The sequence below is a fragment of the Microbacterium sp. Leaf151 genome, from assembly GCF_001424225.1.
In the GTDB taxonomy this organism is placed as follows: Bacteria; Actinomycetota; Actinomycetes; order Actinomycetales; family Microbacteriaceae; genus Microbacterium.
On the sequence record NZ_LMOR01000004.1, the window covers coordinates 763,928 to 786,663 of the forward strand.

General features: G+C 69.8%; 26 protein-coding genes. 16 read left to right on the forward strand and 10 right to left on the reverse strand.

Annotated elements, in window-relative coordinates; translation table 11 throughout:
• Positions 1–22 precede the first annotated feature (22 nt).
• The 3 genes from rplM to ASF76_RS14235 all read right to left on the reverse strand — a co-directional run bounded on the left by rplM (position 23) and on the right by ASF76_RS14235 (position 2,447).
• Entirely contained in the window at positions 23–469 is a 447-nt protein-coding gene (gene rplM / locus ASF76_RS14225) for a 50S ribosomal protein L13 (RefSeq protein WP_055959156.1), read from the reverse strand.
• A 186-nt stretch (positions 470–655) separates the two neighbouring features.
• Positions 656–1,408: a CPBP family intramembrane glutamic endopeptidase gene (locus ASF76_RS14230; protein ID WP_156459269.1), complete on the reverse strand. Its 753-nt coding sequence runs from the start codon at positions 1,406–1,408 to the stop codon at positions 656–658.
• A gap of 202 nt (positions 1,409–1,610) precedes the next feature.
• Positions 1,611–2,447, reverse strand: a complete 837-nt coding sequence (locus ASF76_RS14235; protein ID WP_055959162.1) for an alpha/beta fold hydrolase — start codon at positions 2,445–2,447, stop codon at positions 1,611–1,613.
• 143 nt (positions 2,448–2,590) lie between these two features.
• Between ASF76_RS14235 and ASF76_RS14240 the strand changes: the two genes are divergently transcribed.
• Positions 2,591–3,130 (forward strand): PepSY domain-containing protein, encoded by a 540-nt coding sequence (locus tag ASF76_RS14240; RefSeq protein WP_055959165.1) that lies wholly within the window; start codon positions 2,591–2,593, stop codon positions 3,128–3,130.
• A gap of 164 nt (positions 3,131–3,294) precedes the next feature.
• Entirely contained in the window at positions 3,295–4,599 is a 1,305-nt protein-coding gene (locus ASF76_RS14245) for a hemolysin family protein (protein WP_055959168.1), read from the forward strand.
• 37 nt (positions 4,600–4,636) lie between these two features.
• Here ASF76_RS14245 and ASF76_RS17640 read toward each other — a convergent pair whose 3' ends face one another.
• Positions 4,637–4,771 (reverse strand): hypothetical protein, encoded by a 135-nt coding sequence (locus tag ASF76_RS17640; RefSeq protein ID WP_268774796.1) that lies wholly within the window; start codon positions 4,769–4,771, stop codon positions 4,637–4,639.
• 109 nt (positions 4,772–4,880) lie between these two features.
• On the opposite strand from ASF76_RS17640, the gene ASF76_RS14250 reads away from it, so the two are divergent.
• Together ASF76_RS14250 and ASF76_RS14255 are read left to right on the forward strand one after the other, a co-directional pair.
• Positions 4,881–5,360, forward strand: coding sequence for a MarR family winged helix-turn-helix transcriptional regulator (locus ASF76_RS14250; RefSeq protein ID WP_055959171.1), 480 nt, complete (start codon positions 4,881–4,883; stop codon positions 5,358–5,360).
• 36 nt (positions 5,361–5,396) lie between these two features.
• Complete coding sequence (locus ASF76_RS14255; RefSeq protein WP_055959174.1) at positions 5,397–5,816, forward strand: organic hydroperoxide resistance protein; 420 nt, start codon at positions 5,397–5,399, stop codon at positions 5,814–5,816.
• Between the two features lie 111 nt (positions 5,817–5,927).
• Here the strand turns inward: ASF76_RS14255 and ASF76_RS14260 are convergent, their stop codons facing one another.
• Complete coding sequence (locus ASF76_RS14260; protein WP_055959177.1) at positions 5,928–6,998, reverse strand: PIG-L family deacetylase; 1,071 nt, start codon at positions 6,996–6,998, stop codon at positions 5,928–5,930.
• Between the two features lie 231 nt (positions 6,999–7,229).
• Between ASF76_RS14260 and ASF76_RS14265 the strand changes: the two genes are divergently transcribed.
• From ASF76_RS14265 to ASF76_RS14275, 3 genes are all read left to right on the forward strand, one after another.
• A complete protein-coding gene (locus ASF76_RS14265; RefSeq protein WP_055959180.1) occupies positions 7,230–7,511 on the forward strand; it encodes a hypothetical protein in 282 nt (93 codons plus the stop codon).
• A gap of 75 nt (positions 7,512–7,586) precedes the next feature.
• Positions 7,587–8,111 (forward strand): YbhB/YbcL family Raf kinase inhibitor-like protein, encoded by a 525-nt coding sequence (locus ASF76_RS14270; RefSeq protein ID WP_055959183.1) that lies wholly within the window; start codon positions 7,587–7,589, stop codon positions 8,109–8,111.
• A gap of 9 nt (positions 8,112–8,120) precedes the next feature.
• Positions 8,121–8,339, forward strand: a complete 219-nt coding sequence (locus tag ASF76_RS14275) for a three-helix bundle dimerization domain-containing protein (protein ID WP_055959186.1) — start codon at positions 8,121–8,123, stop codon at positions 8,337–8,339.
• 6 nt (positions 8,340–8,345) lie between these two features.
• Here ASF76_RS14275 and ASF76_RS14280 read toward each other — a convergent pair whose 3' ends face one another.
• Positions 8,346–9,443 carry a PIG-L family deacetylase gene (locus ASF76_RS14280; protein ID WP_082485105.1) on the reverse strand — a complete coding sequence of 366 codons (1,098 nt, stop codon included), beginning with the start codon at positions 9,441–9,443 and terminating at the stop codon, positions 8,346–8,348.
• A gap of 362 nt (positions 9,444–9,805) precedes the next feature.
• Here ASF76_RS14280 and ASF76_RS14290 point away from each other — a divergent pair, with 362 nt between their 5' ends.
• From ASF76_RS14290 to ASF76_RS14315, 6 genes are all read left to right on the forward strand, one after another.
• Entirely contained in the window at positions 9,806–11,254 is a 1,449-nt protein-coding gene (locus ASF76_RS14290; protein ID WP_055959197.1) for a sugar transferase, read from the forward strand.
• Between the two features lie 73 nt (positions 11,255–11,327).
• Complete coding sequence (locus ASF76_RS14295) at positions 11,328–12,653, forward strand: UDP-glucose dehydrogenase family protein (protein WP_055959200.1); 1,326 nt, start codon at positions 11,328–11,330, stop codon at positions 12,651–12,653.
• A 284-nt stretch (positions 12,654–12,937) separates the two neighbouring features.
• Positions 12,938–13,162 (forward strand): hypothetical protein, encoded by a 225-nt coding sequence (locus ASF76_RS14300; protein WP_055959202.1) that lies wholly within the window; start codon positions 12,938–12,940, stop codon positions 13,160–13,162.
• 103 nt (positions 13,163–13,265) lie between these two features.
• Positions 13,266–13,445: a hypothetical protein gene (locus tag ASF76_RS14305; protein WP_055959205.1), complete on the forward strand. Its 180-nt coding sequence runs from the start codon at positions 13,266–13,268 to the stop codon at positions 13,443–13,445.
• 22 nt (positions 13,446–13,467) lie between these two features.
• Entirely contained in the window at positions 13,468–15,474 is a 2,007-nt protein-coding gene (locus tag ASF76_RS14310) for an ABC1 kinase family protein (RefSeq protein WP_055959208.1), read from the forward strand.
• A gap of 46 nt (positions 15,475–15,520) precedes the next feature.
• Positions 15,521–15,955: a VanZ family protein gene (locus tag ASF76_RS14315; RefSeq protein ID WP_055959211.1), complete on the forward strand. Its 435-nt coding sequence runs from the start codon at positions 15,521–15,523 to the stop codon at positions 15,953–15,955.
• A gap of 304 nt (positions 15,956–16,259) precedes the next feature.
• Here ASF76_RS14315 and ASF76_RS14320 read toward each other — a convergent pair whose 3' ends face one another.
• Positions 16,260–16,922 (reverse strand): arsenate reductase/protein-tyrosine-phosphatase family protein, encoded by a 663-nt coding sequence (locus ASF76_RS14320; protein ID WP_055959213.1) that lies wholly within the window; start codon positions 16,920–16,922, stop codon positions 16,260–16,262.
• Between the two features lie 223 nt (positions 16,923–17,145).
• Between ASF76_RS14320 and tatA the strand changes: the two genes are divergently transcribed.
• Both tatA and tatC read left to right on the forward strand, forming a co-directional pair.
• Positions 17,146–17,373: a twin-arginine translocase TatA/TatE family subunit gene (tatA, locus tag ASF76_RS14325; protein WP_055959215.1), complete on the forward strand. Its 228-nt coding sequence runs from the start codon at positions 17,146–17,148 to the stop codon at positions 17,371–17,373.
• Between the two features lie 62 nt (positions 17,374–17,435).
• Positions 17,436–18,167, forward strand: a complete 732-nt coding sequence (gene tatC / locus ASF76_RS14330; protein WP_055959217.1) for a twin-arginine translocase subunit TatC — start codon at positions 17,436–17,438, stop codon at positions 18,165–18,167.
• A 21-nt stretch (positions 18,168–18,188) separates the two neighbouring features.
• Here tatC and ASF76_RS14335 read toward each other — a convergent pair whose 3' ends face one another.
• Positions 18,189–18,599: a hypothetical protein gene (locus tag ASF76_RS14335; protein WP_055959219.1), complete on the reverse strand. Its 411-nt coding sequence runs from the start codon at positions 18,597–18,599 to the stop codon at positions 18,189–18,191.
• A 34-nt stretch (positions 18,600–18,633) separates the two neighbouring features.
• On the reverse strand, positions 18,634–18,909 hold the full coding sequence (locus ASF76_RS14340; protein WP_055959222.1) for a helix-turn-helix domain-containing protein: 276 nt from the start codon (positions 18,907–18,909) through the stop codon (positions 18,634–18,636).
• 349 nt (positions 18,910–19,258) lie between these two features.
• On the opposite strand from ASF76_RS14340, the gene ASF76_RS14345 reads away from it, so the two are divergent.
• The gene (locus tag ASF76_RS14345; protein ID WP_055959224.1) at positions 19,259–20,734 is read left to right on the forward strand and encodes a sugar transferase; all 1,476 of its coding nucleotides are present in this window, start codon (positions 19,259–19,261) and stop codon (positions 20,732–20,734) included.
• A 59-nt stretch (positions 20,735–20,793) separates the two neighbouring features.
• On the opposite strand, the gene ASF76_RS14350 is transcribed toward ASF76_RS14345, so the two are convergent.
• Positions 20,794–22,443: a polysaccharide biosynthesis tyrosine autokinase gene (locus tag ASF76_RS14350; RefSeq protein WP_162240827.1), complete on the reverse strand. Its 1,650-nt coding sequence runs from the start codon at positions 22,441–22,443 to the stop codon at positions 20,794–20,796.
• Between the last annotated feature and the right edge of the window lie 293 nt (positions 22,444–22,736).

Here is a 22,736-nt window from a genome sequence, read left to right on the forward strand (position 1 = left end):
TTTCGTCCTTATCCGGCGGCGCTTACTGGGCGACCTGGTCGAAGGTGTATGCCGTGGGCTGCTGGGCACCGTGGGGGTGCTCGGCGCCGCGGTACACCTTGAGCTTCTTGAGCTGCGCCGCGCCGAGGCTGTTCTTGGGCAGCATGCCGCGGATGGCCTTCTCGACCGCGCGGACGGGGTTCTTGTCGAGGAGTTCCTCGTACGTGACCGACTTGAGGCCGCCCGGGTAACCCGAGTGGCGGTAGGCCTTCTTCTTCTGGAGCTTCTGACCCGTGAGCGCCACCTTTTCGGCGTTGATCACGATGACGAAGTCGCCGGAGTCGATGTGGTTGGCGAAGGTCGCCTTGTGCTTGCCGCGGAGGAGGACCGCCGCGTGCGAGGCGAGACGGCCGAGGACGACGTCGGCGGCGTCGATAACGACCCACTCGCGCGTGACCTCAGCGGCCTTGGGGGTGAAAGTGCGCGTCACAGTAGTGCTGCTTTCTTGTTCGAACGGAGGAGTTCGTGAATCCCGCTCCGGTGGTCCGTTGCCTCGTCGATGACGACGCAACCAGGGCCGGTGGAGGGCTCACGTTCGGGCAACCCGCTCGCAGAGAGGCGGGCACCAAAGAGCAAGACTACGGCATCCGGATGCCACGACCAAATGCCGCCGCCGTCAGGCGAGGAGCGTGCCCGCGGCGACCAGGGCGAAGCCGGACGCGTTGAAGACGACGTGCACGGCCACCGCCGGCCAGATGCGCCCCGTCCCGATCGTGAACGCTCCCGCGACGACGCCGAGCAGCGTCAGGGCAGCGAGATCCGACGGCCCGCGCGGCGCCGTCAGTTCGTGCGCGGCGACGAAGAGAGCCGTCGACACTGCCATTGCGGCGATGCCCGCGGCGACACCGCCGGCGCGGCGCCGGAGAACGGCGAAGGTGCTGACCAGGACGACCGCGCGGAAGAGCGACTCCTCGATCGTCGGGGTCACCAGTGATCCGGCGATCGCGTCGAGCGCGAACGCCGGTGGAAGCCCGCCGTCGGTCGAGAACGTCGACGGCCACGGTGCGGCGTCGCCGCCGATGCCGGCGACGGCGCCCTGGACGAGTCGGAGCAGGATCCCGAAGACGACCCCGTACACGAGGTCGATGACCCGGAAGCGCAGCAGTCCCCGCGGGCGCGAGCGCGCGAAGGCCAGGGCGACGGGCGCAGCCATCGCCGTCCAGATGATCCCCTGCGCCCCGGCGGCGGCCGTTTCGACCGGGAACAGCAGGGGCGCCGCGTGGGCTCCGACCGCGGCCACCCCGACGGCGCAGACGGCCCACCCGAGCATCTCGACGTCCCACCGGGCGATGCTCGAGCCGCCCTCCCCCCACCGGCGACGTCGGCGGCGCCCCCGGTGACGAGCGGCGGGAGCGTCGAGCGAGGACATGCGGGTCAGGGTAGGACGCCGAAACGCCCTGGCCTGCCGTCGGACGGCGCGCGCACCGCAGGCTTCACCACCGTCTTCACCCCGCCGCTCACGGGTATGGCCCGGCACGACGATGCCCCGCCGCCCGAAGGCGACGGGGCATGACCCGTCCGAACGCGTCCACCGCGGATGCGGGCGAGAGTGCGAACGCGAGCGCGGCGGATCAGCGCTGGAGGAAGTCGATGACGACCCGGTTGAACTCGTCGGCGTGGCTGACGTTCACGCCGTGGGGCGCGCCGGTGACGACGTGCAGTTCGCTCCCGGCGATGGCCTCGTGCGTGCGCTTGCCCGAGCCCTCGAAGGGGACGGTCGCGTCGCTGTCGCCGTGGATGACGAGGGTGGGGACGGTGACGTTCGGCAGGTCGTCGCGGAAATCGGTGGTGGCGAACGCCTCCATCGACTTCAGCGCAGCGTGATGGTCGGCCTGATTCGCGAGGCGCTCGGCCTCGGCACGGTCGGCCTCGGAGACGGCGAGGGTGCCGTCGACCGAGAAGAAGTCGGTCGTGAACTGGTGGTAGAACGCCTTCTCGTCGCCCTTGAGGCCCTGCTTCATGCCGTCGGCGGTCTCATCGTCGAGCGGACCCTCGGGGTTGTCGTCCGTCTTGGCCAGGTAGGGGGGCACGGCGGAGGCGAACACGACGCTGTGGATGCGGTCGGCACCGTGGCGCGTGATGTAGCGGGCCACTTCGCCGCCGCCCATCGAGAAGCCCACGAGGGTGACGTCGCGCAGATCGAGGGTCTCGATCACGGCCTGCAGGTCGTCGGAGAAGGTGTCGTAGTCGTATCCGGTGCGGGGCTTGTCGCTGCGACCGAATCCTCGGCGGTCGTAGGTGACGACGCGGTACCCGGCCGCCTCGATCGCGGGGACCTGGTGGGCCCAGGACTCGCCCGAGAGGGGCCAGCCATGGATGAGGACGATCGGTCGGCCGGTGCCGCCGGTGTCGTCGACGTGAAGGTCGATGTCGGTCAGAAGTCCGTGGTGTGCGGTGATCTCGCTCATGGCCGCAATGCTTCGGCTCGTACCTGAACACGGGCCCCTGCTTGACGGGGATGTTTCGGATTGGTAACGACCCGCCTCTCGCACAGGGCGAGCGCGGATGCAACGGCTCGGGGCCACCCGCTCGGCGTCGTTAGCCTTCCGGCATGGCTCCGACCCGCATCCCCGGTATCGCCCTGCTCATCGTCGCCGGCGCGCTGACCCTCAGCGCCTGCGCCCCCGCATCCGGGGGCGACCCCGTCCCCGCAGCATCGGGCGCGCCCGGGAGCGGGGCATCCGGTGCGACCTCCGTCGACGACGACGGCAGGACCGCTGTGACCGCCATCACCACCGCCGAGTCGAGCGCGGGCGGTCGCGCGTTCGAGCTGGAACGCGGCGACGACGACACCTGGGAGGTGCACGTCGCCGTGGGCGAGCGCGAGGTCGAGGTGCACGTGGCATCCGAGGGGACGAGCGTGCAGTCCTCGCGGGACGACGACGACATCGACGCCGAGGAACGTGCCGCGCTGGACGCGGCCGTGACGACGCTCGCCGACGCGGTGCGGATCGCCGCGACGCAGAACCCGGGCGGCGAACGCCTCGACGAGGTCCAGCTCGACGACGACGGGGGTGCGTGGGTCTGGAAGGTGGAGATGCGCGACGGGGCGACGGTGCGCATCTCGGCATCCGACGGGGCAGTCCTCTGAGGCAGAGGCGCCGCGGGGACGCAACCCCTCCGGTCCGACCGGACCGCGACGCCCCCGTCTCACTACACTCGCGCCATGCGCCACGCCTGCGACTCCGTCGGTCATAGTCCGCGCGCCCGGGTGACCCCGGGCGCAGCTTCCCCCCGAGCGGGGGCGATCCACCCATGAGCGACCTCGCCCTCAACATCGTGCTCGTCATCGTGTTCGTGCTCATCGGCGGCGTGTTCGCCGCGACCGAGATGGCACTGGTGACCCTGCGCGAGAGCCAGGTGAACGCCCTCGCCGCCCGGGGGAAACGGGGGCAGAAGGTCGCCGATCTGGCGCGCAACCCCAATACGTTCCTGTCGGCGGTGCAGATCGGCGTGACGGTGGCGGGGTTCGCCTCGGCCGCATACGGGGCGTCATCCCTCGCCCCCTCGGTCGCACCGCTGTTCGAGAACCTGGGTCTGGAGCCGGGCATGGCGGCGACGGTGTCGACGATCGCCCTCACCCTCGTGATCGCCTACCTGTCGCTCGTGCTCGGCGAACTCGTGCCCAAGCGCCTGGCCATCCAGCGCAACGCGGCCTTCGCATACACGGTCGCCCCGGTGCTGAACGGGTTCGCGAAGCTCATGCGGCCGGTGATCTGGTTGCTGTCGCTCTCGACCAACGTGCTCGTGCGCCTGCTCGGCGGAGACCCGAACAAGACCGGCGAGGAGCTCACCGAGGAGGAGCTCCGTGACATCGTCTCCAGCCACGAGGGTCTGCCGGCCGACGAGCGCCGCATCCTCGACGACGTGCTGTCGCTGCGCGACCGTCACGTGAGCGAGGTCATGCGTCCACGGCCCGAGGTGGTGACCCTGGATGCCGGAGGCACCATCGCCGAAGCCCGGGAGACGGTGCGGGATCTGCCGTATTCGCGTTACCCGGTCGCGGAGCAGTCCATCGACGATGTCGTGGGGTTCGTCCACGTGCGCGATCTCTCCGACGACACCGAGCGTCCGCTCAGCGCTGTCATGCGCGAGATCCGTTACATCCCCTCGACCGCCCGGGTCCTGCCGACGCTCACGGCGATGCGCGCCGACGGGAGCCACATCGCGGTGGTCGTCGACGAGTACGGCGGCACCGACGGCATCGTCACGCTCGAGGATCTGGTCGAGGAAGTGGTGGGCGAGATCTTCGACGAGTACGACACCGACGCCGAACAGCCTCTCGCCGAGGGCGAGCACGGCGTCGTCGAAGGTCGCCTCAACCTGCAGGACTTCGAGGAGGCGACGGGGGTGAGCCTGCCGCGCGGCGCGGCAGATACGGTCGGGGGGTTCGTCGTGGAGCGGCTGGGGCGCCTCGCTCGGGCCGGCGACACCGTCGAGGTCGACGGTGCGACGTTGCAGGTGAGCGCCGTGGAGCGCAGACGCGTCGCGGAGTTGCTGGTCACGCGGCATCCCCTCGACGAATCCGACGCCGCCGACGAGCGTGCGGAGCGCGACTGACGCGGACCCGGTCGCGGCAGCCAGGAGGAGCGTGCGATCAGGCGTTGCCTCGTCCGAGCGGCGCGGTGTCGCCGATCGCGAAATGACGTCCGTTGATGGCGAGGAGATCGGCGTCCGCGGCGGCGGGAAGACCCGGGGACGGCGCGGCATCCGCATCACGGCTGCTGATCATGCGACCCATGCTCACGCGCGCCGCAACGACGCGGCAGGGCTTGACAGCGGACGATGAGCGCGGTTCGAGAAAGATTGTGCACAACTAGATTGTGTGCAATGCTCTGTCCATGCCCGCCGTCGACGCCCTCGTGTGTTTCGCGCTGTACGCCGCCAACCGCACCACGACCCAGGCCTATCGCGTGCTTCTGGAGCCCTTCGATCTCACCTACCCGCAGTACATCGCCCTGGTGACCCTGTGGGCCGACGGCGAGCAGTCGGTGAAGAGCTTGGGCGAAGCCCTGCAGCTGGACTCCGGCACCCTGTCGCCGATGCTCGCGCGCATGGAAGCCGCGGGCTACGTCACACGCACCCGTGGTTCCCGCGACGAGCGCGTCGTCACCGTCACCCTCACCGAACGCGGCGCAGCGCTGCGTGACGAACTCGCGCACGTGCCGCGGTGTATCGCTGTCGGCGCCGGCTTCACCGACGCCGACGACGCGCGCGAACTCATCGATGCGTTGCACCGTCTCACCGACTCGATGAAAGATCTCCGCGATCACCCTGACGCGGTGCTCGCCTCCGTCGGCGCTCCGCGCCCCCCGGCGTGAGCGCCCCTCCCCCAACCACCCTTGAAAGGACACCCCATGGAAGCCCTCTACACCGCCGAAGCCGTCTCGACGGGCCACGGCCGCACCGGCCACGTCACCGCCGGCAGCTACATCGACCTCGAGGTCGCTCCCCCGAAGGAGATGGGCGGCTCGGGTCAGGGCACCAATCCCGAGCAGCTCTTCGCCGCCGGATACGCCGCGTGCTTCCACGGTGCTCTGCACGCGGTGGCCCGCGGCCACAAGGTCACGCTCGAGGACTCCTCGGTCGGCGGACGCGTGCAGATCGGTTCCAACGGTCAGGGCGGCTACCAGCTCGCCGTGCTGCTCGAGGTGGTCCTCCCGGGCATCGACGCCGAGCTCGCCCAGCAGCTCGCCGATGAAGCCCACCAGGTCTGCCCCTACTCCAACGCCACACGCGGCAACATCGAGGTCACCGTCACGGTCTCCGAGGACTGACCTCCCCTCGACACCGGGGCGGGGTGCTGAGCCCACGTATCGCATCCCGTCCCGGTCGCATCACCCCGACGCCGTCCGCTCTGCGGGCGGCGTCGCTGCGTCCGCCCCCGATCAGCGCAGCTGCAACTCGCCCTCGGCCTTGCCGTACGAGCGACGCAGCCACTGGCCGAAACCGGGCTGCGACAGGCACGCGGACGCGTTCTCGCACGTGACGACGGAGTCCTCCGCGGCGTACGTCTGGTACACGTCCACCTTGGCGGCCAGCACATCGCCTTCGACATTCACCGGCTGGTGCTGAGACGGATATCCGATGTAGTAGGTGATGGCATCGGCCGGCACCTCGACGGCGGGTGCGACCGCTCGCACCAGCGAGCCCACGCAGGAATGATCGGGGTGGTCTCCGCGGGCGAACACGCTCTCGTGCGGGATGTTCGTCGTCACGTGATCGGGGCGTCCGGCGTGGATCAGCTCGGCGACGGTGTCGGCCAAGCGGCTCGCGTCGACAGCCGGACCGTCGTCGATCGGACGGAGCACCGGCACGGTGCCGTTGATGAGCTGCGTCAGGCCCGCATCACCCGTACTGGGGAATCCTTTGGCGCTGAGGTTGCCGTCGGGCAGACGCAGCATGGTGATGGACAGACGGGCGTCGTCGACGGGAACGAACCGGGTCGCACGGGCCCCGCTCAGCAGGGTGATCTCCCGTGTGTCCCACGCCGCCGTGCTGCCGCGCATGAGGTCGTAGGCCGCGCGGATGCCGGCCTCCCGCTGCCGCGCGTACGCGAGCCCGCGCCCCGCGTCCCCGGCCGTGACGAAGATGGTGCGCAGGGTGGCCCCCGATGCGATCACTCCCGCGAGGTGGGGGTTCGCGAAGATGATGTCGTCGTCGGCGTGCGCCCACACGGCGACGGTGGTGTCCTCTCCCGGTTCCTCGAATGCGGGCGACGTCTCGCGCGGCGGTGCGCCCGGCGAAAGGACGATCGGGGCGAGCTTCACCCACGCGCCCTCCGGACCGGCGGACCGGCGGATGTCGCGGTATACCAGCGCGCCCCCGCCCAGTGCGGCGAGTCCTCCCACGGCGATCCCCCCGAAGACCAGGGCGCGGCGACTGATGACGCGACGCCGCCGTTCAGCACCCTCCGCATCGGCACCGTCGCCATGCGAAGGCTCGTCGATGTCACTCACGGCGACTCCGTCCTGTGATGCGCCCCCCGGCGACGGATTTCGGGTACGTCGCGCCCGTGGGCGCCCTTCGACGCTATCGCGCTCGACGCGCCTCTCCGGACGCGACGCCGCGCGCCGCAGGGGTCGGGGTGAACCGATCATGCGACGGGTGCGGGGGCCGACGCGGGTGCCCGCACCCCACGCATCGGTGATCCTCAGCGGGCACCTAAGGTCAGTCGTGACACTCGCCGTATGCAGACCTCCTCACCGCCGCGGTCACTGACGCCCGTAGCGCTCCGCGTTCGCGCGGTGCTCAACGAGTGGGACCCCATCGGCGTCCACCACATCGGTCCTGGTTGGCCCGACGACGAGTACGACGACCTGATCCTCCCCGTCCTCGATGCCCTCGACGTCCACCCCTCGGTCGACCATCTGGCGGCCGACCTCCGCGAGGTCGTCGAACGCGATTACGGGCTCCCGACGCCCACCGGGTCGCACGACGCCGCGCGCTCGCTCCTCGCGCTCGTCGACTGAGCGCCCGTCCTACCCGGCGGTGACGGGCGGAGCAAGCCCTGCCGAGGTCCCTCGGACCGTCCTAATGTGCGATGCATGGTCGATCTCACCCGCCCGCAGACTCCCGATCCGTACCCCCTCCTGCCCGCCGTGGCCGCGTTCGACGTGACGAGCGACGACCTCGTCGACGGTCGTCCGCTCGACGACGCGCAGGTCGCCGACAAGGGCGACACCTCGCCGCACCTGCGCTGGTCGAACGTCCCCGACGGCACGAAGTCCTTCACGGTGACGTGCTTCGACCCCGATGCCCCGACGCCGAGCGGCTTCTGGCACTGGGTGCTGGTCGACCTTCCCGCCGACACCCGAGAGCTGCCCACCGGTGCCGCCTCGGCACCGCTTCCCGAGGGCGCCTTCCACGTGCGCAACGACGGCGGCCGGGCCGGCTTCCTCGGCGCAGCTCCTCCCCAGGGCGACCAGCCCCACCGCTACTTCTTCGTCGTGCACGCGGTCGGCGAGGACACCCTGGGCATCGACGCGGATGCCACCCCCGCAGCGGCGTCGTTCGCCCTCGCTTTCACCACCCTGGGCCGAGCCATCGTGCACGGCACCTATCGGCACTGAGGAGCAGTCATGACACAACGCACGGACGGCTTCGACAAGGAGGAGACCGTCGCCGGCGTCGAGGAGCGCGTAGCCGCGAGGTTCCCGGGGGCATCACCCGACGTGGTCCACGGCGAGGCCGTCGTCGCCGTGGACCGTTACGCGGACGCGCCCGTGAAGGACTTCGTCGAGATCATCGCCGAGCGCGACGCGCGCGCAGCCGTCGAGGAGACACTCGATCAGGGCTGACGGCGCTCAGCGTAGTTGCAGCTCCGCCTCGGTCTTGGGGTACGAGCGTCGCAACCACTCACCGAATTTGCGTGTCCCGAGGCACGCGGCGCGATCGGCGCAACGGATCACCTCGTCCTGCTGCGTGTAGATCCGGTAGGTGTCGACTTTGGCGTCCAACACCGCCCCGTCGAGGTTGCGCGGCAGATCGGCCGATGGGTAGCCCACGAAGTAGCGGATGCCAGGGCTCACCGCCGGGTCTGAAGCCAGGGCCTCGCGCACGACGCTGCCGACGACCGAATGGTCGGGGTGGTCCCCAGGGGCGAAGGCGCTCCCCCGCGGGATGTGGGTGAGAACGCGTCCGGGTGCGAACCCCGTCGAGAGCTCGCGCACGGTGGCCAGCAGCTGATCCCGCGAAACGTGTGCGCCGCCCGAGACCGGCGAGAGGGCGGGAATGCCGCCGTCGAACAGGTGGCCGAGCGTTGCGAAGCCCGTGTCCGCGAACCCCGCGCCCGTGATGTTGCCGTCGGGCAGACGGAGGAAGATCACCGAGACGCGCGGGTCGCCCGTCGGGGTCAGTCGTCGCACGTGGGCGCCACTGGTCAGTGTGAGATCTGTGGTGTCCCAGAGTCCCTGCGTCCCCCGCATGTCGTTGTAGGCGCGGAGGATGCCGAGTTCGCGGGCTTCGACGTAACGCATCCCCTTTCCCGCGTCACCGGCGGTCACGAACACCGTCCGGACGCAGTCGCCGGCGTCGATCGCGTCGGAGATGGTCGGGTTCGCGAAGATGATGTCGTCGTCGGGGTGTGCCCAGACACTCATCACCGTGGTCGCGCCGTCGCATCCCTGAGCCGCCGGCAAGACGGGCGGCTCAGGTGCCGGTGCGGTCACCGCGCTCGTTACTGGAGAGGGTGTCGGGGATGCCGTCGGGGTGGGCGCGACCGAGGAGGACGGCGAGGGCGACGCCGGTGTCGACACCGATGAGGGGTCCGGCCGCAGGACGGCGAAGGAGAAGATGCCGGCGACCGCCGCGATGACGACCACGGCGAGGACGACGGCCGCGATGAGGGCGGCTGACCGGCGTCGATGGCGGGCGCGTCTCGTCCGGACGGAGGCGCGCGACATGGATGCCCCTTTCACGGACGGCGGACACTGCTACTCCCCGCAGGAGGGGACTCCGCGCCGGTCGAGCCGAGCCGACGCGCGCCCGAGTGTAGGGGAAGTCCGCAGGGGGGAGCGAATGCGTCGCTCCCGACCGCGCACCACGTGCTTCCCGTTCACGTTTCGGGCGTATGAAGACATCCGAAGGGTGAATCTGCGGGTGACTTCGGCCTGTTAGTGTTCGCGAGGTGGGATCGACGCAGGTCGATCGGGGGGAGGTACAGGCCGTGACAGTGGACCTTCGGGGAAGCGCATCGGCAGCGGGGTCGCACCCGCCGGTCGCCGAGACGACGACAGCGCCGCTCACGGCGGATCGTCCCGCCCCGATGTACCGCCGCGATCCGTGGCGCCGCACGTACCGCCGCGCCCTGGTCATCACCGATCTCCTGTCGCTCGCCTGGGTCGTCTACGGCACTCAGCTGCTCTGGTTCGGTCTCGGCAATGCGCAACTGGCCGCACGAAACGACGGGCGGATCACCGACCTGTCGTACTGGGCGTTCTCCGCCATCCTCGTCGTGACCTGGATGTGGGCCCTGGCCTTCGTCGAGTCGCGGAGCGACCGCGTGATCGGCACCGGCTCCGCCGAGTACGTCCGGATCGCCGATGCGAGCTTCCGCCTCTTCGGCACCGTCGCCATCATCGCCTTCCTCACGCAGATCGACATCGCCCGCGGGTACCTCCTCATCAGCCTGCCGCTGGGCATCGCCGTCCTTCTGTTCACCCGATGGGTGTGGCGTAAGTGGCTGATCGTGCAGCGCTCCAAGGGGCGCTATTCGGCGAACGTCTTGCTCGTCGGGTCACTGCCCTCGGTCACACATTTGGCACGCGAGTTCGCCCGCACTCCCAGCGCGGGTTATCGCGTGGTCGGCGCCTGCGTACCGAACGGCAAGATCGCCGACGTCATCCCCGGCACGGAGATCCCGGTCATGGGTCACGTGGGAGACGTCTCCCGCGCCCTCGAGGTCACCGGGGCCGACACGGTCGCCGTCACGAGCGCCGACGAGCTGCCCGCCGACAAGGTCAAGCAGATCTCGTGGAGCCTCGAAGCCGGGCGCCAGCACCTCGTTCTCGCCCCGAGCATCGTCGACATCGCTGGGCCCCGCCTGCACACGCGTCCCGTCGCCGGTCTCCCCCTCATCCACGTGGAGACCCCGAAGTTCTCCCGCGGCCAGAGCTTCCTCAAGCGCACGGTCGACCTCACCGCCGCGCTGGTGGGGGTGGCCCTGTTGAGCCCGATCCTGGCCTTCCTCATGCTCTCGGTCCGTCTTTCCAGCGACGGTCCGATCTTCTTCCGGCAGACGCGTGTGGGCTTCCGAGGTCGCGAGTTCACGATGATCAAGTTCCGATCGATGGTCGTCAACGCCGAGGAACTGCTCGCCCAGCTCGCCGAGCAGCAGCGCGACTCGGGCAACGAGGTCCTCTTCAAGATGAAGAACGACCCGCGAGTGACGCCGATCGGTCGCGTCATGCGCAAGTACAGCCTCGATGAGCTCCCTCAGCTGTTCAACGTGATCGGGGGCTCGATGTCATTGGTCGGCCCGCGTCCTCCGCTTCCCTCTGAGGTCGCCGTCTACGCCGATCACGTGCACCGGCGCTTCCTGGCCAAGCCCGGCATCACCGGTCTGTGGCAGGTCAGCGGACGCTCGTCGCTGTCCTGGGAGGAATCGGTCCGACTCGACCTGTCCTACGTCGAGAATTGGACCCTGCTCGGCGACTTCGTCATCCTGGGTAGGACCGCCCGCGCCGCTCTGGCGCCGGGCGAGACCGCTGCGTGATACTTCCGTCCCTTCCCCTCCCCCGCGCCGGCATCGCCGGTGCGGGGCGACACCCCTCCGAAAGGCTTCCATCGTGCGTCTGTCTGTAGTTGGTTGCGGCTACCTGGGGGCCGTGCACGCCGCGGCCATGGCATCCATCGGTCACGAGGTCGTCGGCATCGACGTCGATGAGCGAAAGATCGCCGTCCTGTCCAAGGGCCAAGCCCCCTTCTTCGAGCCCGGCCTGCAGGAGATCCTCACCGAGGGCATCGCGTCGGGTCGCCTGTCCTTCACCACCGACATGGCTGCCGCGCAGGGCGCGAAAGTCCACTTCGTAGGCGTCGGCACCCCGCAGCAGGCCGGCGGGCACGCCGCCGACCTCACCTATGTGGATGCCGCCATCGACGGCCTGCTGCCCTACCTCAGCGAGGGCGACATCGTCGCCGGCAAGTCCACGGTCCCCGTCGGCACAGCCGCTCGCCTCGCTCCCCGCGTGGCCGAGCGCGGCGCCACCCTGGTGTGGAACCCCGAATTCCTTCGCGAGGGCTGGGCCGTGCAGGACACCATCGACCCCGACCGCCTCGTGGCGGGCGTGCCCACCGAGGACGGCGCTCCGACCGCCGAGGGCGAGCGGACGGCGCAGGTGCTGCGCGAGGTCTACCACCCCTCCATCGCCAAGGGCACGCCCTTCATCGTCACCGACTACGCCACGGCCGAGCTGGTGAAAGTCTCGGCGAACGCGTTCCTGGCGACCAAGATCAGCTTCATCAACGCCATCGCCGAGATCGCCGAGGTCACCGGCGCCGACGTGACGACGCTGGCCGATGCCATCGGCCACGACGCCCGCATCGGACGACGCTTCCTGGGCGCGGGAATCGGCTTCGGCGGCGGGTGCCTGCCCAAGGACATCCGCGCGTTCTCGGCCCGCGCCGAGGAGCTCGGCCGCGGCGAGTCCGTCGCCTTCCTGCGCGAGGTCGACGCCATCAACCTACGCCGGCGCGATCGTGCCGTCGAGCTCACCACCGACGCGCTCGGCGGCAGCGTGTTCGAGAAGAAGATCGCCGTGCTCGGCGCGGCCTTCAAGCCCCACAGCGACGACATCCGCGACTCTCCCGCGCTCGACGTCGCCGTGCGTCTGCACGGTCTGGGCGCCCGCGTCACGCTGACCGACCCCGCCGCGATCGAGAACGCGCGTCGCATCCACCCGCAGCTGACGTACGAGGAAGACCTCGACGCGACCCTGCGCGATGCCGACGCCGTCATCGTCGTCACGGAGTGGGACGAATACCGTCGCGAACTCTCGCCCGAGCACGCCGCGTCGCTCGCTCGCGGGCTCGTCGTGGTGGACGGCCGCAACTGCCTCGACCCGGCCGCATGGCGGGCAGCGGGCTGGACCTACTTCGGCATGGGTCGCCCCTGACCGATGCGCCGTGGATGAAACGCCCCGACCGTTCGGTCGGGGCGTTTCGCCTGTGGCGAGCGGGCTGCATCTACAGCCCGTGGCCGCACTCCGTGGCCGGCCGACCCGTGTGGAGTGGCCGCATCTCGAGGCCGGGCGACCGCTCCCCCGCTCGGCGAAAGGATGACGCCGAGCGGCGTGACGAATCGCGGTCTCGACACGTCTCCTAGGTGACGAGCCCCCTCCGCCACCCCGATCGGGGTGGAGACGGCGAGCGGGACCGCCTCGTCCGAACGGAGGATGCCATGCGCAACAAGATCATCCTGGTCGGCGCCGTCGCGCTGATCGCTTATGTGGTGGGCACCCGCACCTCGAGGGTCCAGGTGAAGAACCGGGAGTCGGTGGGACATCAGGTGGTCCGCCTGTGGAACGACCCTCGTGCGCGCAAGCGCCGCCACAAGGCTGCGAAGAAGGCCGCGGCGGCGGCGGAGAAGCGCGCGAAGAAGACGTTCCGCGACCTGCGCCACTGAGGCGGGTCTGCGAGGGCGTGCGCGCGCTGCGCGCCTCTGTGGACAACATCCGAGGGCTTACGCATGCGCATGTCAAGATGTGCATGTCACACCGAGGAGACCCATGGACATCACCCCGCTTCCCTTTCCCGTCCGCGGAGCCGGCGGCGTCGACGACCTCGTCGACGATGCCGCCGGCTTCGCCCCGCACTGCCCTCGATGCCTGCGCACCTGCGAGCCCTGGCAGGCGGGCCGCGCCCTCACGTGGCGGTGTCCCGACTGCGCACTCGCCCTGATCGGCTGACCGCGGCGGCTACGCTGACCCCGTGGTCGCCAGCATCCTGATCTCGATCTCCGCCGTCGTCTCGGCCGTGCTCGTCGGCTTCGTCGCGCGCCGCATCATCGGCACGGCGGTGGGGTGGCCGCGGAGTATCGTGGTCGGCCTTCTCGTGTTCGTGCTGGGGGTGCCCTCGGCGGCGTGGACCCTGAGACAGACGGGCCTGACTGCGGCGGGAGACACGATTCCCGCCCAAGACGTCTGGCTGTGGGTGGGGCTCGTCGCCCTCTCACTCGCCTGGGTCTTCGCCCTCGGCGTCGCGGCGCTCGTCGCGAGCGAGGCGATCTTCCCCACGCGTGCGCTGCCCAACCCCATCGATCTCGTCCGTGCGGCGCTGCGTCAGCGCAAGCGCACGCGTCGCTACCTCGAGATCCTCACCATCGCCTCGCGACACGGCGTGGGCTGGCTCTTCCACGGTGGCCGCTCCCGGGTCGAAGAGCAGCTGAGCACGTCCGAGGAGCGCGCGAACGCCATCGTGGCGACGATCAACGACGCGGGGGTCAGCTTCGTCAAGCTGGGCCAGGTACTCTCCACCCGCCGCGACCTCGTGCCCGAGCCGTACCTCAGCGCGTTGGCGACCCTGCAGACGAGCGCCACGACGCTGCCGTGGTCCACGGTGCGCCAGGTCATCGAGGCGGACCTCGGAGCGTCGATCGACGAGGTGTTCGCCGATGTGGACCCCACTCCCCTCGCCGCGGCCTCCGTCGCCCAGGTTCACCGGGCGCGTCTTCTGGACGGCACTCGCGTGGTCGTGAAAGTGCAACGCCCCGCGGCGCGCTCCCAGGTCGAAGCGGATGCCGACATCATCGGCCGCCTGGCGCACCGCGCCGAGGCGCGCACCCGTGTCGGACGCGACCTGCGTCTGGAGGCCGTCGCGCGCGGCTTCACAGCCACCCTGCTCGAGGAGCTCGACTACCGCATCGAAGCGCGCAACACATCGATGATCGGAGCGACCCTCGACGAGATCGACCGTGCAGAACCCGGCCGTCGCGGCGTGGTCACCGCGCCCCGTGTCTTCCCGGCCGCGTCGCATCAGCGGGTGCTGACGATGGAGCTCGTCGACGGCGCGGCGCTGAGCGACTCCGCCGACCGACTGTCGGCGATGGACGCCACGCAACGCGACCGTCTCGCGCAGGTACTGATGTCGACGGTGATCGAACAAATTCTCGTCTATGGCGTCTTCCACGCCGATCTGCACCCGGGTAACGTGCTCCTGCGCGCCGACGGGACCCTTGGGATGATCGACTTCGGCGCCGTCGGGATCATCGAACGCAGTCGGCGCCAGCAATTGACCGCCCTGCTGCTGGCGGCGCTCAGCGAGAACGACGTCGCCGCCGCCGATGCGCTGCTGCTCATCGTCGACGTCCCCGACGATCTCGACTTCGATGCCTTCCGCCACGACGTGGGCGTCGTCCTCACGACCGAGCACTTGCGCACGACCGGACATGGATCGATCTTCACGCGGATGGTCGACGTGATCCGGCAGCACCGCATCGCCCTTCCGGGCGAGCTGGCGTCGGCCTTCCGCAGCTTCGCCACCCTCGAGGGATGCCTGCGGGTACTCGTCGACGACTTCGACATGGCCGGTCGTGCCCTGCCGCTGATGCCCACGTTGCTGCGGCGCACCCTGTCGCTCTCACGGATGGCAACGGACCTCCAGGCGCAATCCGTGATCGCCCTCGCGCGTCTCGAGCAGGTCCCCCGTCGCCTCGACGCCCTCCTGACCGGAGCGGAGAAGGGCTCGATCGGCATCACCCTGCGCGGACAGGACGGCTCCGACATCAGCGGCATCCTGGCGCGCGCGACAGGCGAGATCGCGTCGACACTCGTCTCCATCGCGGCGGTGGTCATCGCCGTCGTCCTCGTCATCGCGGGCGGGGGTCCCGTCCTGGGCGGGTCGATCACCCTCTTCGCCGTTCTGGGCGCCGTCGTCGGGCTCTTCGGCTTCCTCGGGTTGCTCAGAATCGTGCGCCGCGGTTTCACCCGTCGCGACTGAACCGCGCGCGGTGGGGTGCCGGCGCGGGCGCCGCTTACGGTGTGTCGTGCCTTCCGTCGCCTCCCCCTCCGAAGACCGTCGAACCGTCACGACGGTCGCTCGGCTCGGGATCGTCGCCGCGGCGATCTACCTCGTCGTCCTCGCGGTCATCCTTCTGTGGCCCGACCATCTCGACCGTCATGCGGACCTGGCCTTCCGCCTCGCGTTCCGTCTGTTCCCGTCCGCCAATGGGCGGGAGGTGGATTTCGGCCTGAACGTGCTGCTCTTCCTGCCGTTCGGCAGCCTCCTCGCGCCCCTCGTCCCGCGACACGCCTGGGCGGTGCTGGTCATCGCCTGGGTCGTGCCGATGCTCGTGGAGATCGCCCAGGGACTCCTCCTGCCGGCCCGCGTCAGCAGCATCTTCGACGTCGTCGCCAACGCCGCGGGCAGCCTCACGGCGGCTCTTCTCGTCGCGAGCGTGCGCCAGCGGCTCAACCGGTGACTCACCCGCCGGCAAGTCTGACCCCACCTGCTCACCATCACTCTCGGTCGCCTTCCGCACGTCGGCTCCGAGCTCGCGCAGGATGCGTCGGGGATGCAGCTGCCGCGGGTCGTACTCGCGCCAATCGGGGGCCATGTCGTCGAGGTCGCGAGTGACCTGGGCTCTGCCCTGCTGGTAGAGCGCGTGCATGCGTCCGACCATCTGCGGTAGCTTCCGGCGCCATTCGACGAGGCGCGCGGGTCCCATGATCAGCCCTATCAGGACGCCGACGAAGATGAGCTTGTCGAGTTCGATGCCGAACATCTCACGCCCTCCGCGCCGCGCGGCGAGTCGACGGCACACCATGGCTGATCCGGTACTCGCGGCGTGTCCCGGCAACGCTCTGCGGTGCCTCGATCGGAGATGCGAGCGCGGGCAATCCCTTCATCGCCCCCAGGATCGTCGACACGGCCCGGGTTGCCTGGCGCTCGAACTCCGTCCACACGTGCTGCGGCCGGCCGACGGGATCGATGACGTCGTCGACCTCGTCCGGAGCCGACCGCCCGGCCAGACGCGCCCGCGAGGCCGCCCGGACGAGTCCGGCCCAATCGGACGCGGCATCTTGCACGGCCTCGTCATCGACGAGACGCGCGAACTCCCGAACAGTGAACACGCTCGAGAGGAGGTCTGGGCGCAGATCGAGCACCACCCTGCGGTGGGCGCGTTCCGCGCACAACACCGTGTCGCCGGTCGCGAGGACGCCATCGTCGAGTCGACGCGTGCGATGAGGGGAGAGGTCGAGCCCGTAGGTGCGCCCGAGGTCGACGATCTCAGGCGCCGCCTCGTCGCCCGGCCGGGCCGCCGTACCGGCGCTCTCGACGCTCAGATGGTCGTCCGTCATCGCCGCCAGCCGTGACGAGATGAGCCCGGCGACGAATGGCGAACGGATCATGTTGGCCGTACAGACGACGACGATGCGATTCCCCACCAGGGTTCCCTCTCCCGACAGCGCGACCCCACCCGTGCGACGGTCGCCTCAGCGCTCAGTCAAACCGATGCCCCATCGACCCTCGTCCGTGGGTGGTCGACGCCCGCTCCATGCTCCACGGGGTGATATGCCGGAGGCCGACGGGCGAGGTTGCGGTCGTCTCCGACGGATACCCGTGCGTCCGGCCGAACATGGGAACTTGACCCCCACACGAAAGGTCGTCATGGGCATCTTCGGGAACGCATTCTCCGGCTGGCACCTCCTCCTCATCCTCGCCGTCGTCCTGCTCCTCTTCGGCGCTGCGAAGCTCCCCGGGCTGGCCAAGAGCGTCGGCGAGTCGGTGCGTATCCTCCGCTCCGAGAGCAAGGACGCCGCCTCCACGGGTGAAGAAGAGCCCACCGCGCCCGCAGACCCGGACCGCACCCGGCCCGGGTCGTCGACCACGACGTGACGCGGGCGCAGAGGACTCGCCGTCCGCGCGAGCGGCGTCCCGCAGATGGGACAGGAGGGGCGATGCCCCTCCTGTCCCATCTGTCTGAGTTGAGGAATCGCCTGTCGATCGCCGCGATCGCCATCGTGATCGGCGGGATGGTCGGCTTCGCGCTGTCGGACGCCCTCATCGCGGCCGCCGCAGAACCGCTCTCCCATGTGCACGGTCCGTCGATGACGGGGCTCAACTTCACCCGCATCGGCGAAGCATTCGATCTGCGGTTCAAGATCGCCGTGACCGTCGGTATCGTGCTCGCGTCCCCGGTATGGATCGCTCAGACCTGGGCATTCCTCGTGCCCGGGCTCACGTCGCGCGAACGACGCACCGGCGTCATTTTCGTCGGCCTGGCCGTGCCGTTGTTCCTCGGGGGTGCCTGTTTCGGCTGGATGGTCGTGCCGCAGATCGTCGAACTGCTCGCCGGGTTCGCACCGTCTGGCTCGACGACCATGCTCACCGCGAGCCAGTACTTCGATTTCCTTCTCAAGCTCGTGGTCGGTGTCGGTCTGGCCTTCGTCTCGCCGTTGGCGATCATCGCCCTCAACGCGGTGGGCGTTCTGAGCGCCCGCAGCGTCGTGCGGGGCTGGCGGGTCGCGCTCGTCGTGATCGTCGTCTTCTCTGCGGCTGTGACGCCCCCGGCCGACCTGATGAGCATGGGGATCATCGCGCTGCCGCTGTGCGTGCTCTACGTCGGCGCGGCGGCGTGGACGTGGGTGCACGACCGGCGAGCAGCGCGCCGCTCCCGTTCGTCGAGCTGAGCTGCGCGGCGCGGCGCCGGCTCAGCTTTCGTCGCCGTCGCGACCGAGGATCCCGTCGGGCGCGATCAGGTCGCGCAGTCGGCGCAGCAGGAGCTGCGCGCCGTCACGCGTCAGCGCCAGCGATGCGCCGATGCCCGTCTCGATGACGATCCACGTCTCGAACTCCCCCGCGCGGCGAAGCGCGCCGAGCTCGAGCTCAGTTTCTTCTCCGGGGCCACGCGCCTCTGCCCTGCGGCCCCTCACCGTCAGGGCGACGCCTGTGCTGCGGTGATCTTCGTCGTCGGGGTGCACCGTGGCACCGTGCTCGGTGACGCACCACGGGTGAATGCACCGCACGCGGTCGACGCCGTCGGTGGAGAGTCCCTCGTTCATGCCTGACACCTTTCTCGCGGGGCCGTCGTACGCGACGACGACCCGAACATCGGTGGGCACGAACGAAGTGAACCGCCAACCTCCGACATCGCGGTCAGTGCGCGGGGGGAAGCCCCTGCGGAGGAGTCGGGATCAGCTCGCGCAGCGGCACGCCCAACACGTCGGCGAGTGCCACGAGCGTGCGCAGTCTCGGGTTCGCCGCCGTTCCGGGGTTCGACTCGCCCTTCTCCAGTTTCCGATAGGTGAATGTCGCGAGGCCCGCGGCGTGGGCCACCTGCTCCTGCGACATCCGCTTCTCGGCTCGGGCGCGCAGCATCCGGGCGCCGAGCTCGCGCGCGAAGTCGTTCCAGGGGTCGGGCTCGTCGCTCATCGGTCCAGCTTGCAGGCCCACCCACTCTCACATGAACATGTAAACATTTCATGCCCGCGCAACCGCCCTGTCGTGCGTCGTCCCCGCCCGAGGTGAGGGGTCGTCCCGGTCGGGTGAGGGCAGGGGCGATCGTGTTCGCACGCCGCTCCCCCGCGGTCCACGAGTGGGTTCCGACAGGCCGGTCACCTGACGACGAAAAGTCGTCGCGCGACGTTTCACCCCCTCCCCGCGGTCATTCCGACCCGACGGGTCCGAGCGGAGCGGTGAGAGAGTGCCCGCGCCCACCGCTGCGTCCAACCCCGGACGCCGGTCTCGTGAACATCCGACGGGCATGGACCACGGAGCGCACATGAGCACATACGTCTCACTCATCGACTCACCTGAGCAGTCGCGAAGCGTCACCCCCCACCCCCGCGCCCGCTCATCTCCCTGGCAGCGTCGGTACGCGCGATGGGTGACCATCGTGGACGCCGTCGTCGTGACGGCGGTCACTCTCGGCACCCAGGTCCTGTGGCTCGGCCCGCATCCCGTCGCCGTCGCCTCTGCGCCGTTCACGTACTCGACCGTCTCGGTCGTACTCACCATCGCGTGGATGTCCGCGCTGTCGCTCTGGGGCACCCGCCAAGCCCGCGTGGTCGGGTACGGCGTCGCCGAGTACCGGCTCGTCGTCGGTGCGTCCGTGCAGTTGTTCGGGTTGGTGGCCATCGTCGCGTACCTGACGGGGGCGGAGCTGTCCCGCGGGTACTTCCTCATCGGGCTCCCGCTGGGCTCCGTCGCGCTGCTCGTCGGCAGGCTCCTGTGTCGCAGCGCGCTCGCTCGCAGGAGGCGGGGCGGCTCGATGAGTGCGCGGGTCGTGCTCATCGGCAGCGCGGAAGAGAGTGCGCGGGTGGCCACCGAGCTCGCCCGTCAGCCGTCGGCGGGGCTCCAGGTCGTCGGTGTCCACACCCTCGACCGCGCCGAGTTCGGATCGACGTGGTCGGAGGAGCAGGCCCTCGACCTGCGCCGGCGGCTCGACGACCTCGACGCCGACAGCGTCCTCGTCTCCGGCGGCGCCGTGGTCGATGCACACGACATCCGCCGGATCGGCTGGAGCCTCGACCCGGGCCGGCACCACCTCATCGTCGCCGTCAACCTCACCGACGTGGCCGGACCCCGACTGCACACCCGTCCCGTCGCGGGACTCCCGCTGGTGCACATCGAGACCCCGCAGTACTCGATGACGCAACGCGTCCTGAAGCGCGCATTCGACATCGCGGGGGCGGGCGTGCTCGTGATCCTCCTGGCGCCGATCTTCGCCGCGTTGGCCGTCCTCGTGCGCGCATCCGGCCCCGGGCCGATCCTCTATCGCCAAGAGCGCGTCGGTCAGGGCGGCCGTCGGTTCGGCATGCTGAAGTTCCGCTCCATGGTGGACGGCGCCGATTCCCGGCTGCAACAGCTGCTCAGCGAGCAGGGGCGGGACGGCACCCCCCTGTTCAAAGTGGAGAACGACCCCCGCATCACGCCGGTCGGGCGATGGCTCCGCAAGTTCTCGCTCGACGAGCTGCCGCAGCTGTTCAACGTCTTGGGAGGTCAGATGAGCCTCGTCGGTCCCCGTCCGCAGCGTGAAGCCGAGATGGAGTTCTACGACGACGACGCCCACCGCCGACTCATCGTTCGTCCGGGGATGAGCGGACTGTGGCAGGTCAGCGGTCGGTCGGCTCTGGCCTGGGACGACGCCATCCGCCTCGACCTCTTCTACGTCGAGAACTGGTCGCTCGTCGGCGACATCGTCATTCTGCTCCGCACCTTCAAAGCGGTGCTGGCACCGGGCGGTACCGCGCACTGAACACGACGAAGGCGCCGGCTCCTGCGAGCCGGCGCCTTCGTCGTGTTCCGTGCGGGTGATCAACCTCGACGGGCGCGACGGCGGCTCATCGTGTCGACGGTGTCGGGTTCCGCGGTGGATGCGACCGCGATTTCACTCGTGGCTTCACCTTCAGCCGTGGCGGACATCCTCCGCTGCGACAGCGTACGCAACCCGCTGACGTTCTCCGGTGGCAGCCCGCCAGACCGTCGACGCGGTGTCGCCTCCTGCTCGGCGTCGACCACTTCCGCCTTCTTCCCCCGTCGGCGCAGACCCAGACGCCACCGACCATTCGGCGAGGAGCTCGGCACGCCGTACCCGTAGTACCCGCCGTATTGCGATCCGTAGTAGCCGGAATCGGCACCGCGCAACGGCATCCGGTTCAGGACGACCCCCAGGAGGTGCCCACGGGTCTTCGCGATGTTGTCGGTCGCGCGGGTCAGCATGTCGTCTGTCGTGCGCCCGGCGGTCACGACGAGCACGGCGCCATCGGCCCAGCTCGCGATGACGGCGGCGTCGGCGACGGCGAGCGTCGGCGGCGAGTCGATGATGACGACCATGTCGTCAGCGAGCTTGCGGGCGAGCGACTGCATGCGCTGCGAACCCACCATCTCGCTCGGGTTCGGCGGCGTCCGCCCCGCCGCGACCACGAACAGACGACCGTGTTCGTCCACCTGATGGGCGACCTGCTCGATCTGCGCGCGACCTGCCAGCACGTCCGACAGGCCCACGTCGTCGGAGAACCCGAACATGCCGCCCACGACCGGGCGCCGCATGTCCGCGTCGATGAGGACGACGGACTGTCCCGTCGCCGCGATGCTCACGGCGAGGTTCGCGGCGATCGTCGACTTGCCGTCGCCGGGCAGCGGGCTCGTGACCACCAGGACGCGGGCCGGACGGTCGACGTCGACGTACTGCAGGTTGGTCCGCAGCTCGCGCATCGCCTCCTTGTGGGCGAACGACCCGCGACCGTCCTTGATGTCGTCGAAGGAGAACACCGCGCGACCCCCGGCGAGTTCCTTGTCGACGGGGAGGACGCCGACGACGGAGGCGTCGACGGCGTCGGTGATGTCGTGCGCCGAGCGCACCCGCCGGTCGAAGGCTCGCCGGACGAAGGCGAAGATGAGCCCGGCCACGCCACCGGCGAGCGCCCCGAGGGTGACGTCGAGCCGCACGTTCGGTGACGAGGGGGCGGTCGGCAGGCGCGCCGAGTCACCGGCGACCAGCCGCACAGCGCTCTGCCCGCCCCCACCCGTCTCGAGCTGGTCGACCTCTTCCGTCATTCCGCGGATCCACGCCTCCGCGAGGTCGCGCGCGGACTCCGGGGTCGGCCCCGTGGCATCCACTCTCACGTTGACGGTCTCGATGGGGTTCGACACCCGGACGCGCTGCACGAGTGACTCGGGGCTGTCGGAGAGCCCGAGTTCGCCGCGCGCGGTCTCGGCGACGCTGCGCCAGTAGCCCATGTCGATGAACGACTTCACCTTCGACAGGGCGAGCTGATCCCCGGCGAGGGCGGCGCCCGTGGAACCGTCGGACGCCACGGCGGCCACATAGCCGCTCGCGTCCGCGGTGTACACCCGCGGCTGCAGCGAGCTCCATCCGAGCCCCGCCAACCCGCCCACGACGATCAGGGCGACGATCGCCTTCCAATAGGCGCGCACGACGCGCACCATCCGTTGAATGTCCACAACGTCCGCCTTTCGCGACGCGACGGCGGCACCGTCGGGTCGCCCGAAGCTTAGACACAGGCGCGAACCGGTCACGGTGCGCCCGCGATCCGCGCACCGCGGGCGAAGGCGGCGTCGGAGAGGTGTCACGGCGAACGAAAGGGGTGACGTCATAGGGGTGAGAAGGGGATGACGAGGGGGATGAAAGATACGTTTTTCGCCCGATCCGACACGTCTTCACCCTCAGGATCATCTACACGCGGCGGGGGTCTCGCCGCGACGACGAACCTCTTCGCCCGCCCTAGGAAGAGGTC